The 16879-nt window shown below is 46.6% G+C and carries 19 protein-coding genes and 1 tRNA gene; 13 read left to right on the top strand and 7 right to left on the bottom strand.

What is annotated here, in order from left to right:
- The first annotated feature begins 51 nt into the window (after positions 1–51).
- From MHB46_RS05365 to MHB46_RS05345, 5 genes are all read left to right on the top strand, one after another.
- Positions 52–657 (top strand): DedA family protein, encoded by a 606-nt coding sequence (locus MHB46_RS05365; RefSeq protein ID WP_235308041.1) that lies wholly within the window; start codon positions 52–54, stop codon positions 655–657.
- Between the two features lie 84 nt (positions 658–741).
- Positions 742–1314, top strand: coding sequence for a xanthine phosphoribosyltransferase (locus MHB46_RS05360; protein WP_013309742.1), 573 nt, complete (start codon positions 742–744; stop codon positions 1312–1314).
- 101 nt (positions 1315–1415) lie between these two features.
- Positions 1416–1760, top strand: coding sequence for a hypothetical protein (locus tag MHB46_RS05355; protein WP_007429850.1), 345 nt, complete (start codon positions 1416–1418; stop codon positions 1758–1760).
- 140 nt (positions 1761–1900) lie between these two features.
- Positions 1901–2122, top strand: a complete 222-nt coding sequence (locus tag MHB46_RS05350) for a hypothetical protein (protein ID WP_061828588.1) — start codon at positions 1901–1903, stop codon at positions 2120–2122.
- 118 nt (positions 2123–2240) lie between these two features.
- Complete coding sequence (locus MHB46_RS05345) at positions 2241–2570, top strand: carboxymuconolactone decarboxylase family protein (protein WP_013309744.1); 330 nt, start codon at positions 2241–2243, stop codon at positions 2568–2570.
- A gap of 140 nt (positions 2571–2710) precedes the next feature.
- On the opposite strand, the gene MHB46_RS05340 is transcribed toward MHB46_RS05345, so the two are convergent.
- On the bottom strand, positions 2711–3247 hold the full coding sequence (locus tag MHB46_RS05340; RefSeq protein WP_341161783.1) for a hypothetical protein: 537 nt from the start codon (positions 3245–3247) through the stop codon (positions 2711–2713).
- 222 nt (positions 3248–3469) lie between these two features.
- Here MHB46_RS05340 and MHB46_RS05335 point away from each other — a divergent pair.
- From MHB46_RS05335 to MHB46_RS05325, 3 genes are all read left to right on the top strand, one after another.
- Positions 3470–3554 (top strand) — tRNA-Leu (locus tag MHB46_RS05335).
- A 177-nt stretch (positions 3555–3731) separates the two neighbouring features.
- A complete protein-coding gene (gene msrA, locus MHB46_RS05330) occupies positions 3732–4244 on the top strand; it encodes a peptide-methionine (S)-S-oxide reductase MsrA (protein ID WP_341161782.1) in 513 nt (170 codons plus the stop codon).
- 125 nt (positions 4245–4369) lie between these two features.
- Positions 4370–5305, top strand: a complete 936-nt coding sequence (locus MHB46_RS05325; protein WP_341161781.1) for a divergent polysaccharide deacetylase family protein — start codon at positions 4370–4372, stop codon at positions 5303–5305.
- Here the strand turns inward: MHB46_RS05325 and MHB46_RS05320 are convergent.
- Positions 5280–6041, bottom strand: coding sequence for an N-acetylmuramoyl-L-alanine amidase (locus MHB46_RS05320; protein ID WP_341161780.1), 762 nt, complete (start codon positions 6039–6041; stop codon positions 5280–5282). The genes MHB46_RS05325 and MHB46_RS05320 overlap by 26 nt on opposite strands.
- A gap of 289 nt (positions 6042–6330) precedes the next feature.
- On the opposite strand from MHB46_RS05320, the gene MHB46_RS05315 reads away from it, so the two are divergent.
- Positions 6331–6522 carry a YqzE family protein gene (locus MHB46_RS05315; protein WP_029516735.1) on the top strand — a complete coding sequence of 64 codons (192 nt, stop codon included), beginning with the start codon at positions 6331–6333 and terminating at the stop codon, positions 6520–6522.
- 96 nt (positions 6523–6618) lie between these two features.
- Here the strand turns inward: MHB46_RS05315 and MHB46_RS05310 are convergent, their stop codons facing one another.
- The 4 genes from MHB46_RS05310 to MHB46_RS05295 all read right to left on the bottom strand — a co-directional run bounded on the left by MHB46_RS05310 (position 6619) and on the right by MHB46_RS05295 (position 11674).
- The gene (locus MHB46_RS05310) at positions 6619–7674 is read right to left on the bottom strand and encodes a hypothetical protein (RefSeq protein ID WP_341161779.1); all 1056 of its coding nucleotides are present in this window, start codon (positions 7672–7674) and stop codon (positions 6619–6621) included.
- 258 nt (positions 7675–7932) lie between these two features.
- Entirely contained in the window at positions 7933–8883 is a 951-nt protein-coding gene (locus MHB46_RS05305) for a YqhG family protein (protein WP_328802330.1), read from the bottom strand.
- Between the two features lies 1 nt (position 8884).
- Positions 8885–10699, bottom strand: coding sequence for a DEAD/DEAH box helicase (locus tag MHB46_RS05300; RefSeq protein ID WP_341161778.1), 1815 nt, complete (start codon positions 10697–10699; stop codon positions 8885–8887).
- A 135-nt stretch (positions 10700–10834) separates the two neighbouring features.
- On the bottom strand, positions 10835–11674 hold the full coding sequence (locus MHB46_RS05295) for a helix-turn-helix transcriptional regulator (RefSeq protein WP_103047982.1): 840 nt from the start codon (positions 11672–11674) through the stop codon (positions 10835–10837).
- A 163-nt stretch (positions 11675–11837) separates the two neighbouring features.
- On the opposite strand from MHB46_RS05295, the gene fabF reads away from it, so the two are divergent.
- The 4 genes from fabF (at position 11838) to MHB46_RS05275 (ending at position 15545) form a co-directional block, all read left to right on the top strand.
- A complete protein-coding gene (fabF, locus tag MHB46_RS05290; RefSeq protein WP_341161777.1) occupies positions 11838–13076 on the top strand; it encodes a beta-ketoacyl-ACP synthase II in 1239 nt (412 codons plus the stop codon).
- A 141-nt stretch (positions 13077–13217) separates the two neighbouring features.
- Positions 13218–13724, top strand: a complete 507-nt coding sequence (locus MHB46_RS05285; RefSeq protein WP_061828577.1) for a GNAT family N-acetyltransferase — start codon at positions 13218–13220, stop codon at positions 13722–13724.
- Between the two features lie 20 nt (positions 13725–13744).
- Positions 13745–14698: a helix-turn-helix transcriptional regulator gene (locus MHB46_RS05280; protein ID WP_061828692.1), complete on the top strand. Its 954-nt coding sequence runs from the start codon at positions 13745–13747 to the stop codon at positions 14696–14698.
- A gap of 106 nt (positions 14699–14804) precedes the next feature.
- Entirely contained in the window at positions 14805–15545 is a 741-nt protein-coding gene (locus MHB46_RS05275) for a zinc ribbon domain-containing protein (protein ID WP_341161776.1), read from the top strand.
- Between the two features lie 83 nt (positions 15546–15628).
- On the opposite strand, the gene MHB46_RS05270 is transcribed toward MHB46_RS05275, so the two are convergent.
- Complete coding sequence (locus MHB46_RS05270; protein ID WP_341161775.1) at positions 15629–16864, bottom strand: MFS transporter; 1236 nt, start codon at positions 16862–16864, stop codon at positions 15629–15631.
- Between the last annotated feature and the right edge of the window lie 15 nt (positions 16865–16879).

Genomic DNA, 16879 nt, shown 5'->3' with positions numbered 1-16879 from the left:
ACTGAAAATAATTAAAGTGAATTAATGAATAGCTTGACGGGAGCGTAATTTATGGGTCAAATCCTTGCATGGATACTTGAATACGGATATTTGGCAATGTTCGGCTTGCTTGCACTTGGAGTAGCGGGTATGCCGATACCCGACGAAGTGCTAATGATCGCCTTCGGCGGGCTCGTGTCTCAAGGGCACTACAACTTCATTGCTGCACTGGCAGTCACATTTTTCGGTAGTATGACGGGTATGATGCTTAGCTACACATTGGGGCGTCTGTTGGGCAAACCACTTTTGCATCGATACGGAAAATGGGTGAGGCTTACGCCTTCTAGGATTGCCTCTTCTGAAAATTGGTTTGGGCGCTATGGTACCTGGGGAATCCTGTTTGGATATTTTGTCCCCGGCCTGAGACATGTATCCTCATATCTGGCAGGTACAACCCGTCTAGGCGTTTTTCGCTACATCAGTTATGCATCAGCAGGAGCTTTGCTGTGGTGCGGTACATTTTTGGGGATTGGACATGCGGTGGGCATGCATTGGGAGCAGGTGGCGAAGCTAATGGAGAAGGTGACGCATCAGGTAGGGCTGGTCGTTATTCTTTTAATCGTTGCGGGAGGAATCACCGCATGGTTCTGGAACAAGCGTAAAAAAAATGTCACATGACCGCATGGAAAGCAGCTATAGCTTGAAAGCGGCGGGTGAAGTATGGTACTTTTACCGCATAGGATTGCCGTGGGAGGTCATGTAATGGAAGTATTAAAGAAACGAATTTTAAATGAAGGCGTGATTGCATCAGATCAGGTGCTGAAGCTGGATGGTTTGCTTAATCACCAGGTTGATCCAGAACTGACAATGGCAATGGGACGAGAGTTCGCAGCACGTTTCCGGGAAGAGAAGATTACCAGAGTAGTGACCGTGGAGTCCTCAGGCATTGCCATCGGGTTTGCGACAGCATTGGAATTGGGTGTACCGTTGGTATTTGCTCGTCGTAAAAAGACCCTATTAGCTGATCCAGACGCGCTGTGTGAACGCGTACCTTCGTTTACAAAAGGTATTGTTACGGATATTATGCTGTCTCGTCAATTTATTCACGAAGATGACCGTGTTCTGTTCATTGATGATATTATTGCTAATGGTGATGCGGCGCGAGGTATGGTTAAAATCATTCAACGCTCCGGAGCGGAGTTGGTTGGATTTGGTGTCGCAGTGGAAAAAAGCTTTCAGGCCGGAGCGAGAACCATCCGTGAGCAGGGTATTCGTGTAGAGTCATTGGTCAAAATTTCGTCGTTAGCTGACGGCAAGATTGAGTTTGCTGAATAGTAACAATTCAAAACTCCTGATCCTTATTTCTAATAATAACCTTTGCATGAGCTTCAATTTCGCTTATAATATAGATAAGGTTTTGGAGAGGAGGCAGCAACATGGGGAAAGAACAATTGACCGAACAGTTTTTTCTGGAAAAACTGGCAGCGGCTAAAGTACACTTTGAGCGTGCCTTGGATTGTAAGCATACGGAATTCGACGATTTGTATCCCTATATGATTGAACATCCTCAGTTTTTTTGGTATAAACGCTATGTGGCCTGGTCTGAGTTGTTGACGTTGGTTAACCTATGCGAAGAATTGTCCTTCTCTTGGAAAGAAGAATTTACTGCTCACCAAGTGGAGTATGTAGATCAGCGAGTGTTGTCTGCACAAGTGCTGGACTTCTGGTATGAGAAGAACGATACAAAAGAACATGATCACAGTGTGAATCAGTCGGGATAATTTGTCGCTCTGTTGGCAATCCATATAAGTAGTAAGAGAGAAGAGACCTAAATGATTCGTTTAGGTCTCTTTTTAAACTTTTTTCATGTATATAGAACCATGATCGTTATGTTAAAAAAGTGAATAAGGAGGGGACAAGGATGATTATGGACGAAGAATTGGATGCTTATCGACTCTCCGGTGAAAAGGTGCGTGTCGTACGCGATGGATTGGAGTCCAACGATGTTGTGGGCATTGTACTGGCATGGGATGAGGAACAGGTGCTTATTCGTCGCCAGAATCGACGTGTGGTCAAATTGGATCGCAGCTATACATACCAGTCGTTCAGCGAGCCGCGTCACAATCCGATAGATCTGGATTAGGAATGGGTTCTCAAATGGGTGTTGGATAAAAATAACTGGGTGATTCATTAGGCATACAGAAACTCTAAATCGGACACAGTAATGAAGGAAAATCCAACAGAGAGGACGTGCTGTGTCAATGACGGTTATGGACGAAAAAGTACATGCATACAAGGATCAAATCAGCCATTTGGAAGATCAGTTGCCCGAGGTAGTTCATGCATATCATCGTTTTACCGGAGAGTGCTTTCAAGCCGGCAGCTTAGATGAGAAAACCAAGCAACTGATTGCGCTAGGCATTGGCTTATTTGCCAACAATGAGGTATGCACGTTTTATCACGTGGACGAGGCGCGGTCCAAAGGAGCCAGTGATCAGGAAATTATGGAGACCATTGCTGTAGCCGCAGCAGTAGGTGGAGGACATGCTCTAAGCCAAGGGGTAACGCGTGTACAGAAGGCGTTGCAATAAGGCGAATCATTAATTGATGTGCTTATACTTCGTCATAGCGGTTATAGATCGATTTGGATATATGATGAATATGGAAAGGAGCTTCCGCGCACACTTGGTGTCTGCGGAAGCTTTTCTTTTGCGTGTTGGTTGTGCGGGGATTATGCTCTTCTGCTTGCGGCAAAAGCAGCAGGGCGAGACATTTTACGCTTATAAGCCAAAGAGGATGTAACCAAACTTCGTTCAACGATGCGTAGAGGTTTGGATGTTGTATTGTTAGGTAATTCGGGGCGATGTTTCTCTAGTAAAGGAAGGGCAGCTGTATGGGGCATAGAGGTTGAGAGCCCGAGATATGCTCGCATCCGCTCATACATTTCTTTGCGGAATGCTGGCATTGCCATACTGAACTGCTCTTTATTGCCTTTACTTATATAGGTGGCGTGAACGCCGGAGTGGTTTTGTTGTATGTCCAGAACATGAATGTGATATTTATTAAATTCATGTTTTATTTCAGACAGCAGGATCCCGGTACGATCTACACCTGCGTTAACCATTTCGACATAAAGACCAGGGGTTTTCAGCATACCGCTTTCTTCAAGAATTAGGCTGTCCCGCTCAAATACTTTTTGAATAAAGGTAAGGAGTAGATAACTTTTCACAAGAGACCATTCATGCTGAGTAGTATCTAAAGAGATCATTACCATTCACCGCCTTAGGAAAATGTGATGATAATTCATAACCGAATGAAGAAAAGGAACCTTCGTTCCCAGGAACTTATGTTCTTATTTTAGTTTATTATTCCTTTTTTATCAAGAGGAAATTAACAAACATAAAAGGTTTGACATCTCGATATGAGCATGGTATGATCTATCTTGTCGCTAAGAAAGATTGATCTTTCGAGGATAAACGACAACTTATATGCGGTCGTGGCGGAATTGGCAGACGCGCACGGTTCAGGTCCGTGTGGGCTAACCCCCCGTGGAGGTTCGAGTCCTCTCGACCGCATCTATTAGAAAAGGTCTATAGAATTGCTCTCGTAGCAGTTTTAGAGACCTTTTTCTTATATTTCCGGGGATTTGCTCATAGTTTAAGCTGAACACGTTTCTTGTCTTCCCGCAAACTATGGATTTCCAGATATGATAGAAAATTTTAAGATGAAGTTATTGAAAGGTTGGATGTAAGATGGAGAAAGCGACTTTTGCAGGTGGATGCTTCTGGTGTATGGTGACTCCGTTTGAAGAACAGCCGGGCATTCATGGCATTGTGTCAGGATACACTGGAGGAACGATTCCCGATCCGACCTACGAGCAGGTTAAAACAGGAACTACAGGTCACTACGAGGTGGTGCAGATTACTTTTGAACCTGGGCTGTTTCCTTATGAAAAGCTGCTCGAATTATATTGGCCGCAAACAGATCCTACCGACGGGGAAGGTCAATTTCAGGACCGGGGTACACAGTATAAACCAGCAATTTTTTATCATACAGAGCAGCAACGTGAGCTTGCACAACAGTCCAAGGAGCAGTTGGCACAAAGTGGACGCTTTGATAAGCCAATTGTAACGGAGATTCTTCCTGCTTCGATTTTTTATCCTGCAGAGGATTATCATCAGGATTACCACAAGAAAAACGTGAAGCACTATAAGGAAGATCGGGCCCAATCAGGTCGTGATGAATTTATTGATAAGAACTGGTAAGCGGCTTTAACATACGTTTCTACGCACGATAAGGCAGATCAGGGAGTATTCCATGGATCTGCCTTATACATATTTAGACGACGTTACTCACACAATGAAGGGACAGAGAAGGAGGCTGACCCGCAATGAGTACACGACGGAAGCTGCACATGAGAAATATAATAAAAAAGGCTTTAAAGGAATCTCGCGCTCGGAAAGAGCCAGCTTATGTACCTGTATTCCATTCAAGCTCCAAAATGCGAAGAACCGTAGTACTCTGTATTTCGGTATGCATGTTATTCATGGTCTGTAGTACTGGTGTTGCAGAAGCAATAGACAAACAGGACGAGCCGCAAAAGATGGTTGCTGTCATTATTGACGATCTGGGAAACAATATGAAAGGAACTGAGCAAATTTTAAATTTACCCGTTAAGATTACCGTTGCTGTGATGCCCTTCCTGCCTACAACCAAGCAGGACGCTATGGAAGCGCATAAGCGCGGTCATGATGTCATCGTCCATCTTCCAATGGAGCCAAAGCAGGGGAAGCCCGAATGGCTTGGGCCTGGAGCAATTAAGGCTAATATGACGGATGAAGAAGTACGTGCGAAGGTGACAGCAGCCATTAAGGATGTTCCTTATGCGATAGGGATGAACAACCACATGGGTTCAAAGGTCACTTCGGATAAGCGCATTATGTCCATTGTTCTTGATGTTTGTAAGGAGCATGGACTATTTTTTGTCGATAGCCGTACTAATTATTGGTCAGTGGTCCCTGAGCTTGCCGCTAAAAAGGGAATGCCACCAGTACGAAATGATGTTTTTCTGGATGATGTCCATAACCTCGCCCATGTGAATCGGCAACTTACAAAAGTGGTTGAATGGCTGGATGAGCACAACACCTGCGTAACGATTGGGCACGTCGGCGTGTCTGGTATGTACACATCCTCCGCTCTTCATTCGTCGGTTCCCAAGCTAAAGGAGCACGCCAAATTTGTGGGTATTAGCGATTTGGTACGAGCTGTATGGGGATGGACGGGAGACCCAGCCACCAACACTACCATGCCGTCAGATGCGCAATAATGCCTTCGGCAATAGCTTCGGCAATGCTTTTTTGACCACGATCCTCGGAAAGTATAGCTCTGTCCTGTTCGTTACTGATAAATCCAGTTTCTACAATTACAGCAGGATGCTGAATTTTATTCAAAAGATAAAAGGGCTTTCCGTACACTGTTTTTCTATTCATGCAAAATAAGCGGTTTAATGAATGCTGAATCCGTTCAGCTAACAGATAGCTGCTGCCTTCATCCTGATACAGTACAATGGGTCCCCGTTTTTCGGCACGTTTGTTCCAATTGACATGCAGGCTTACAACCAAAGCGGTGGGCAATTGTTCTGTTAAGCTTTTCCGTTGGGCGAGGTCTTTAAGGTGCCGGGATTTGGACTGCAGCCAACGGTTGTCGTCACTCAGTGCGTAGTCCTTGTCCCGATTCAGGACAGCAGGATATCCCTGGGAGCGTAAAATCAAGTACAGCTTTTGAGCAATGGCAAGATTGATATCTTTTTCCAAAATTCCTTTGTGACTTGTTCCACCATCCACACCGCCATGGCCTACATCAATCAGGACAACGGGCTTGGCAAAAGCGTGATAGGACGAATGTACGTTGGATGGACTATCTATATACTTGTTCGGTTCGTTACTTTTCTCGTCGGGCTGAGCAGCTATATAGGTAAATGGGGCGAATACAGCACTGCAAAGGATGCATAGACTGAACCCCAAGCATGTCAGCCATATTTTGTTTAACTTTTTTTTTCTCACATTCTATTCCTCCAGTGGACGAATTGATTATTTACTGAAAAACCATGCATAACAGGTATCAAACCTAAAGCAGCGTAGCTGCCTTCAATATGACAATTAGCCTTGGGGTAACTGTTATGTTGAAGATAGTATGTTCCATTTAAGGGAAACCATGCATAGTTATTTCCACAGGGGTTAGACCTTTTGGAAAATGAGCAAGCTAGTTTTATCTGCACCTAACGTGTGAATCCGATATTTCCAAGCAATGTAAATGGAAATAATAGGCGCAGATTGGAGGAGGTTATGGAGGATGGCGAAAAGTGACGAACTGGTGACGTATATTACGCAGCGGATTGTTCGCTATATGGAAACGCCGCGTGATGTTCGGCGCAGTCAAAAACAAGCCAGAGAGCCGTGGGGGAGCAAATGGTTTGGCATGTTGCCTCTCGCTCTGAAAATGTGGATGAAATCCACACGCAGAGGGCGAAGGGAGCGACATTAAACTCGCCAAAGAGACCACAAGAGGCATAGGGAATGCCATTTGAGGTCTCTTTTTATGTTGTAGGGATCATTCCGATCTTTTCGTGTTTCTTAATAACTAGGAGTCCAAACGATAAAATTCGCCAGCTGACAATAACTGTTTTAATGGTACAAATCGGGAAAGTCCATGATGGTAGGTTAACGCATATAAATTGGGTTGGGACGGATGATCTGGGGATATCCAGGACTGATACCCACTAATGGATAAGGGACCTCCAAAGACAAAATTGATACCTGTGGCAGAAAATATAATACGCGGTGAAATACTCAGTGTATCCATAAATTGGGCTGTGTTACGGACAGAAAGTTTTTGCTTGGGTTGAAGCCAACCCAGATCGTCATAGGGATCGAAAGGAGCAGACGAGACCGTAACTGCTTGCGCCTGTGTTTTCAAAAAGGGTACAGATGAAGAGAACACGTTGTTTTGGAGCTTATGTTTCCAACTCCCATCTGCCACTTCTTCAGGTAACGGATCGCCAGTTACAGCATCAATACATATTTCGCTGCCTGTAGAGGAACGCACCAGCCAGTAGGCTAGTAGCGGTTCCTCATACATAGGTGTGATTTGCAGCTTGTCGATAGATGAAAGATCGGTTTCTGTGAGCGACACCAGAGATTGGCGAAGTATATCCATACTATAAGGTCCACCCGGACCATTCCCATATTCGTTGAGTTGATATGCGCCATTTGAGTCTGATCCGATAATCAGGTAGCCGATGTATTCTCCCGCACGGTTTACTTGAACAAGCCAACTATGGGTTCCAGGTCCGAGCGGATGATAGCTAAGCTCAGCATCTTTCCACGAGGCAAAAGGGGGCTGCGACGATAGGGATTGTACCATGTTGTCTACAGTCTGTTTTACGTCTGCGGGCACGCCTTGCACCTCAGTAGGAAAACTTGCTGAAACGTCACCCGGGGAAGGAGTAGCAGGACTCGTGGAGTTCAATGGAGGAACCCGGGAGCTTTTGTTGTAGAGAGACACCAAGTTTAAATTGTTGCCTTGAGCGATTGAGGGAGCCGCATGAATGGAAGCGAACGGACAGACTGCGGACAGGCCGATCAGAACAGCTGCGATCATACCTATGCTATAGTGCCCGGAATGATTCTTCTTCAATGAAATCCACCTTTCTGTCGGCTTGATTGCCCGACGGAGGCATTCTTTTTATACAGCATACAGCCTGTCCGATAAAAAGACTGCTGCACCTTGTCGGCGCAAATGTCGTATCCAGGTTCGCTTTTTGCTGTCGATACATAGGAGACATGTTTAACCAAACTTGTGGTTACAGCAGCGGAAACTGATGTAGGCTGAAGCAAGATGTTACAAGCTGACGATACCTCTGCAACTCTCCTGCGAAGGAGCAAGAGATATCGGTTACCGCAGATGAAATATCCCGCAGTTAATGGCGGATACGAGTACCTTGGGCTCATATTGCCATACCATCTCTTTACGGCGGGCTTGATGCTGCTCTGATATGGCTTCTTTTTTATCCTCTTCCTCTTTCTGCTCCTTGATTAGATCATCATAGTAGTGGTCAATAACCTCCAATTCCTCGCGCAATCGTTCCTTCGCCTGCTCAGCCCAATCATAATCTTGCTGACGGAGCTGTTCGGTGAGGTAGCTTTCAAGCGAGCTAGAAGCTTCAGGGACAGATAACTCGGCAGGCTGCACATGCATATTACCCGCCAGCAGCGGGCTGAGCTGTCGAGTTTCGAGCATGGCGCCAAAATCGGTTACAATGGTGCCGCTTTTGAGGGAAATACCTAGCCACTGAAGTTCTTCACGCTTCAAATCGCAGGCGAATTCAATCTTATAGCAGATGCTGAGCCAAGCTTCATAGACTACGGGAGAGCGGGCAGACAGCTGACGGGCATCAGGCTGCTCAAACAAATAAACATATTTTCCTCCATCTCGTGCGGCTTCAAAAATTTGATGTAGCCGACGGCTTCCATATCGAAGCTCCTCCTGCAGAATACGTCCAGGTCCCAATTGTGGTAATGTCGGTACATGACCGAAGTAACGCCCCATGACCTGATCTTGTGCTGCGTTGCCTGATGCTGGAGTTGGGGGCGTATGATCTGCTAAACGTTCCTGTTCTGTGCGATAGGCTTCCCCATCAAAGATGAAAGTGAAGGACATCGTCTGCGCTGGAACGCCAGTACGCTCTACGTATCCCCAATAGTAGGGCCGGTTTGTTAAGGCTTTATCCGCTTCTGGAGAAAGCTTGACGGTTACATGGTGGGGCGACCTCTCAATGACACTGCATCCGGTAGCTTCCAGATAGGTGTGGACAAAACGCTGGACTTGCTGGGCATCCATGGTCAAACTAGCGACCTCCCTTCACACTGCGTCGAGCTTTGCCCGGTGGAACCGTGTTGTCTGCTAGGCCTAATAAATCCTCGGTGTTTGGCTGGTCTGTGCGCAGTTGTTCCATTTCCTGCTTGATGGAATCCAGCGAGTGGCCCAGCTTTTGCATTTTTTTGCGAATTTCATCATCGCTACTGGATTCAAGCATGATCTTATACAGACTTTTTTCAATGGATTCTTTTTTCTCAAACTTCTCAAGAATAACGTCCAATCCGCCAATGACCATCTCAAACATATTTATCTTTTCATGCAGCAGATGCAGGATATGCTCCTCTATCGTTCCGGTTGTGGACAAGTTGAAAATATTAACATCATGCGTCTGTCCAAGCCGATGCACCCGTCCGATCCGCTGCTCCACACGCATGGGATTCCACGGTAAATCGAAGTTAATCATATGGTGACAAAATTGCAGGTTAATGCCTTCACCACCCGCTTCGGTGGCAATCATGACCTGAATGCGCCCACGGAACAGATCCATCATCCAATCCTTGCGTCCACGGTTCATACCGCCTCGATAAGGAACAGCAGATAGGCCACGGTCACGGAAATAGTTCAGCAAATACTCCTGTGTGGCCCGGTATTCTGTAAAAATGATCACTTTTTCGTTCATCTGACGGATAAGTTCGAGCGCTTTTTCTGCTTTGGAATTGGCCTTGATCGCTTTAATATGTGCAACCAAATCCCAGACACGATCGCGTAGGGGAGAGTCTGGGGCCATCTTTTTAGACAAATTGACCAGCGTCACGAACACAGCGTCCCGGCTGCTGCAGACTTCCCGTTGAAGGGTGACGAGAGACAGCATGCTACTTAAATTTCCGCCATTCGCCTGGTATTGCTCTTTGACAAAAAAGGTCACCCCATCGTACAGCGCTTGCTCTTCCGGCGAAAGTTCCAAGTGAATGTTGGAAACATTTCGTTTGGTGAATTGAACCGGGCCTTCTCCGCGACGATTGCGGATCATGACTTTAGATAGCTCATCCTTGAGCTGATCTTCATTTTTGGGCAGACGTTTATCTACAACAAAGTTGGCTGAAAAATCGCCATGTCTTCCCAATTGACCAGGCTTGAGCAGTGTAATCAGGTTAAACAGCTCAGACAGATCGTTTTGTACAGGTGTTGCTGTCAGGAGCAAACAATATTTTTTACGCAGCTTCATAATGAACTGGTAGTTGGATGTCTTTTTATTTTTCAGCTTATGAGCCTCGTCTATAATGAGCAGGTCATAATCGGTATCTAGCAGGATGTTACTATGGGGCTCCCGCTTGGCGGTATCCATAGAGGCCACGACGACCTCGGAAGACCATGAATACGCTTTTTTCTGGGCGACAGCGGGAATACCGAATTTGCTGTTCAGCTCACGTACCCATTGTAGGACCAGAGATGCGGGTACAAGAATAAGCACTTTGGAAGCCAGCCCGCGAACCAGATATTCCTTTAGGATCATTCCAGCTTCGATTGTTTTGCCTAGGCCGACTTCATCGGCAAGAATGGCACGTCCGGACATTTGAAACAGTACCTTTCGAGCGGTATCCAGCTGATGGGGTAGTGGAGTGAGGTCTTGCAAATGCTGTAGACATTGAAGCTCATCAAAGCTCGGCACCAGTTTGACTTTTTCAGCCTCAATGGCCAGCTGATACAGATTCCAATCTCCCCAAGGGCCACCTTTGCGCAGCCGCTGGTCCAGCTCATCCTGCCAGCTTCGATCAAATTGCACCGGAACAGGCAGTGGCGCTTGATTAGGTATGTGCGGGGAACTTGTCGTTTTGGCTTTCATGATGATTCCCTCCCTCCTGGTAGTAGCACAGTTGAAGCTCTTGGTTCTGTCACATATGTGGCATCTATTTAGCACAGATCGTAGATGTAGTATGGACGGAAAAAGATATCTTCATAACAGGAGGGATGAAATCCTTTAGCTGCCTTCCATTAACTTTTGGAGTTTACTTTCCGTAGAGGTCTGCGCATTAGGGGTGTAGATGCTGCAACGGAGATCAACACTGCCCTGTACCTGAAGAGAAGTCAGGTCAAATAGCATTTTGCCAGCCTTGGCATGACGAAATTCAATGAGCACCTCCGGCGCGGAGCTTACTTCACTCTGATTCCAAAGCTCGTTAAACTCTGGGTAGGTCTGACTCATATTTTGTATAAATTGTGCATACCAGGGGTCTGTTACGTATTGTCCGTAATAAGCGCGGAAAATTGCAAGGAACCCCTTTACAAAGTGTTCCCAATTCACGGCTAGACTTTTAAACTCCTTTTTGGTGAATAGCAGTTCAATCATATTGCGTTGCTCATGTGGTAGCTCGGCAAAATCCATAAAAACATGAGCAGCAGCGGCGTTCCAGCCGACAATATGACAACGCCGATCTGAAATAATAGCAGGGCAGTAGTGTAGCTCTTGTACGATCTTTTGCAGAGAGGGGGAAATGACGGCCTGCTCTGCAGGAACAGGAAGGCTGTGAGACCCGGCCTCGATCGCCAAATCATACAAATATTTGCGCTCGTCTGTGTTCAACTGCAATGCGGCAGCAATAGCATCCAACACAGAGGCGGACACCTTAATATCTCGTCCTTGCTCCAGCCAGGTATACCAGGTCGTACTGACACCTGCCAGCTGAGCGACTTCTTCTCTGCGCAAGCCTGGTGTTCTGCGACGTGATCCTTGGGGGAGACCGACCATATGTGGGTGTAGGCGGGCCCTTTTTGTTTTTAGAAAAACAGATAGTGCTTCCAGACGTGCTTCCGTTTTCATAGGTATTTTCTCTCCATTCAATGGGTATATCCGAAGTGAGCAAATAAGGCGTTTACTATAGTAGTGTTCATTATACCAGGATAAACAAACACTTGTAATAGGATAAGACAAGGGTAAAATGAGGATTATAAGTAAGTCACCGAGCAGGAGGAATGAATAGCTTATGCAAAGAGTAGTGATAACAGGTATGGGTGTCGTTTCCCCACTAGGTAATGAAGTGGACACGTTGTGGAAGAATTTGCTGGAAGGCAATTCAGGTATACGTAAAATTGATACATTCGATGTGTCCGATTTGAAAGCACAAATTGCTGGACTGGTACAGGATTTTGATGCAGAAAAGCAATGGGGACGTAAAGATGCTAGACGAATGGATCGGTTTACTCAGTTTGCATTATATGCGGCAGAACGAGCGCTTAAGGATTCCGGTCTGGAACTGGATCACACCGATTTGGAGCGTGTAGGTGTCTATGTGGGATCGGGAGTCGGCGGTTTGGATACGTTGGTGAACAATGTAGATGTTCTGCTACATCGTGGACCGGGTAGAGTTAGCCCGACGCTGGTACCCATGATGATTTCGAATATGGCAGCTGCTCAAATTAGTATCGCGTTTGGAGCGATGGGACCTACGCTTTCACCCGTGACGGCTTGCTCTATTGGGAATACAGCAATTGGAGAGGCGTTTCGGACGATTCGCACAGGAGATGCGGATGTCATTTTTGCTGGTGGAACTGAAGCGGCGGTGACTAGATTGGCCTTGGCAAGCTTTGCTAATGCGACTGCCTTGTCCACACGTAACGAGGAGCCTTCTATAGCAAGTCGACCTTTTGATCAGGATCGAGACGGCTTTGTCATGAGCGAAGGTGCAGGTATTCTGGTACTGGAGTCACTGGAACACGCTATCCGCCGTGGTGCGGAAATCTATGGTGAGGTCATCGGTTATGGAGCCAGTTCGGATGCTTATCACATGGTTGCACCGCATCCCGAAGGAACCGGAGCTTACTTGGCTATGAAAGCAGCCCTTCATTCGGCCCGCATCTCCCCTGAAGAAGTGGACGTGATTAGCGCCCACGCAACGAGTACGTCTGTCGGGGATGCCGCTGAGACCCTTGCAATCCATAAGCTGTTTGGTGATTATGCCTATCAGATTCCGGTTACTGCGAATAAGTCCATGCTGGGTCATATGCTGGGAGCTGCGGGCGGGGTCGAAGCGATTGCGCTTGTGCAAAGCCTACGGGAGGGCATCATTCCACCAACGATGCATCTGGACAATCCGGACCCGGTTTGCGATCTGGATTATGTGCCTCACGAAGCGCGCAAGGCTCCACTAAATATTGGGCTATCTAATTCTTTCGGCTTCGGTGGTCATAATGCGGTCATTGTGCTGAAGCGCTACGAGTCATAATTTGTAAGGAGTTATTGAAACCTCAGGCATTCTATCCGGCTGGATAGAGCACCTGAGGTTATTTTAATCGAAGAATAACAGATTCATTTTAGATAAGAGATAGAGTAAGATGAAGGAAAACATTCGGAGGGACGGGAAGCCATGGTTTTAATTAGGAACATACAACCAGCAGACGCTGAGGCTTATTGGAATTTGAGATTGGAAGCCCTACAAATGAACCCCGAAGCTTTTGGAACCTCCTATGAGGAAGCCGCACTAGTTCCGCTATCTGATGTGGTGAAGCAGATACAAAATAAACGAGATCATTACATACTTGGTGCATTTACAAAGGATCATCAGCTGGTTGGCATGACCGGGTTTAGAAGAGAGCAGAAAATAAAGACGCAGCATAAGGGAGCAATTTGGGGAGTTTATGTACCATCGACCTATCGAGGCCAGGGGATCGCTAAAAAACTTTTATTGGAAGTTATCAGCCAAGGTAGAAAAGTGGAAGGTTTGAAGCAAATCAACCTGAGTGTGGTGACTACCAATCAAGCTGCTGTTGAGCTGTATAGGAAATTGGGATTTGAAACCTATGGTATAGAAAAGAATGCTTTGGAATATCACGGTCAGGGATATGATGAGGAGTTCATGGCTTATTTTTATTAATGACGAAAGGTTTTGAAAAAATGAAAATTGACCGATTGCTTTCTATCGTCATTTTGCTGCTAAAGAAAAATAGAATACAAGCGAAGGAACTGGCTGATTTATATGAGGTTTCGATCCGGACGATCTATAGAGATATTGAAGCGATTAGTATGGCAGGTATTCCGGTGGTCACTTATCAGGGAGCCAATGGGGGAATCGGTCTGATGGAAGGATACCGCCTGGATCGCAGTATGCTGACGGATCATGATATAAAGGATATCGTGATGGGTTTGCAGAGTTTGTCCTCGTCGTTGGGCGGCCCGAATGTGTCGCGGTTACTTCATAAATTTGAAAGTATTATACCGGAATCTGGGAAAGAACAATTTAGTGTCCATACCACACAGTTTATCGTCGATCATTCGGGATGGGGAAATCGGGCTGCGCAGGAAGGCAAATTGATAAAGGTAAAAGAAGCAATGAGCCAAGCGCGCACTGTCGCCTTTACCTATCGAAATGCGGGGGGAGCCATAACGGAACGGAATGTTGAACCGCATACGCTCGTTCTGAAAGGACAACAATGGTTTGTATATGCATATTGTCCCGATAGGGAGCAGTTTCGTCTATTCAAACTCTCGCGCATGAGTGACCCTGTGGTTACAGAGACAGTTTTTGCTCGCAGGGATCTTTCTTATGAAGTGTTGCCGTGGAATGAGGGGCGGATGGAGGTATCCAGAGCCGTACAACCATTTACGCTACAATTTAACCGTGACTCAAGGCATCTGGCGGAGGACTGGTTTGGCGTAGAAGCATTGACCGAGCAGGAGGAAGGGATCTATACGGTTTCGGTCCCGTTTCCTGAGGATGCATGGGCGTACGGATTTATTTTAAGCCTGGGACCGGATGTGGTTGTCAAAGAACCAGCCCATTTGCGTGACAAGATTCATAAGATGGCGCTGCGTATTGCGTCTAATTATGAAGAAGTTCAGGAATCATAAAGGAAATCTTAGTTAAAGTAAAACAAACCTGACCCATAGTTGTCAGGTTTGTTTCGTTATACTGGTGGCATACCTGATATCAGTTAGCGAAAGGGGATTTACGAGGATGGATAAAGCTTGTCAAAGTTGCGGGATGCCGCTAGAGCATGAGGACCAATATGGAACGGATGCACAACATCAAAAAACGGATGAGTATTGCAAGTATTGTTACAAGGAAGGCGAATTTGTACAGCCTGACTTGACTATGGAGGGAATGATTCAGCAGTGTGTGCCTATCCTGGTAGAGGAGGGGATGCAGGAAGAAGAAGCGACTTCGATGCTGCGCAATTACCTGCCGTATTTAAAACGATGGCGGTCCTCAGAGGATACGGGGCTTACACTGGATGGACCCATTCGGGAGGAATATCGAGGTGATATCCGTTTGATTGGACTGAAAGCACGTACAAGTAATCAGAATGAACAAACATCTCACGGGATCATTCCAAACATGTGGGAACGTTTTTGGAGTGAGGACGTGCCTGGTCGGATAAAGGAAAAAGCAGGACATGCTTCTGTCTATGGTTGCTATACTGACTATGAAAACGGAGCTTTGGGCGAGTATACGTTTTTTATCGGGAAGGAAGCGGCCGTAGATTTCCAAACTCCTGATGACCTTGAAGAACTTGTCATCCCGGCTGCACGCTACGCCATTTTTCAGGCAACTCAGGAACCCTCTTCTGTCTTCCGTGTATGGCAGACGATCTGGGAGTGGGCTGCCACGGGACAAGGGGAGCGGACATACACAGGTGATTTTGAAGTGTATGGCAGTCCTGATGGACCTGTTTTGATTTATATTGCAATCAAGTGATATTTTGTTGTGACAGAAGAGAACCGCCGGTCATTGTCGTGGACCCGGCGGTTTTTCTGATTCAATCAATAGCAGTCTCTCCATCAAGTTGAACGTCGAGTTAAAGCCCAAAAGATGAGAGCCAGAGCACTGACACCAGCTCCTAATAGACACACCCCGTTCCATCCGGCATAGATGTACATATGAGTGGAAGCAATGGCCCCGGTAGCGCTACCAATGGAATAAAATATCATGTAGCCTGCAGTAAGTCGGCTCCGTGCCTCAGGGCGCACATTGAAAATCAAGCTTTGGTTGGTGACATGTACAGCCTGTACCGCCAAGTCCAAAAGAATGACGCCAAGAACTAAAGCGAACAGAGAATGCTCGGTGTAGCGGATAGGTAACCAGGACAGCAGCAACACAACTAGTGAGATACCCGTCGTCCGTTGTCCCAAGCCCTGATCGGCAAGACGCCCTGCTCGTGCTGCTGCTAATGCCCCGGCGACTCCAGCCAGACCAAAGGCCCCGATAGCAGTATGTGAAAGAGACAATGGGGGTGCACTGAGAGGTAACACAAGCGAAGTCCACAATATGCTGAACGCCGTAAAAATGAGCAATGCAAGGACAGCACGAATACGCAGAATTCGTTCTTGCAAGAATAGTACGATAACCGAGCGGAGCAGTTGCGGATAGGAAAGTGTCGTACTTGTGGGTTCGTTCTTTGGCAACACCCGCAACAGAGCTCCAGCCATAAACAGCGTAAGTATAGCTGAAACAAGGTAAACTGAACGCCAGCCTGCCAGATCAGTTAATACACCGGCCACGGTTCGTGCCAGCAGAATGCCGATAACGACTCCACTGGTCACCAGACCTACGATACGCCCACGTTCAGTCGGATTAGCCAAGGTAGAGGCGAAAGCCACGAGTGTTTGAGTGACTACAGCCAGCAGACCAACCATTGCCATTCCCATAAGCAGTATTGTACGGGTAGGAGCAAAGCTAACCACGATTAGTGCCAGCACGGATAGCAGCATTTGCCCTGTAATCAGTCGCCGTCGATTCAAAAGATCGCCAAGCGGGACGAGCAGCAATAATCCCAACGCATAACAAATTTGCGTGATGGTAATGACCATGCCTACCGATGAGTGCGTAATGCCAAATTCGTTTGCCAGCGCATCCAGCAATGGCTGTGCATAGTAAATATTAGCGACAGCCAGCCCGCAGGCTATGGCAAACAAGAGTGCCACAGATCGGGACAGGGAGGGAATGGGGGCTGTTTCGGCAGCATTTGCTACCGTTTGATGAGGGAGGAGTACCGCTTTTTCTTCTGACGTCTTCATTTTCACATACCACGT

The sequence above is a fragment of the Paenibacillus sp. FSL H7-0703 genome (genome assembly GCF_038003485.1).
Taxonomy (GTDB): Bacteria; Bacillota; Bacilli; order Paenibacillales; family Paenibacillaceae; genus Paenibacillus; species Paenibacillus polymyxa_B.
The sequence above is the reverse complement of the archived record's forward strand: the minus strand, read 5'-3'. Positions and strand labels throughout refer to the sequence as shown.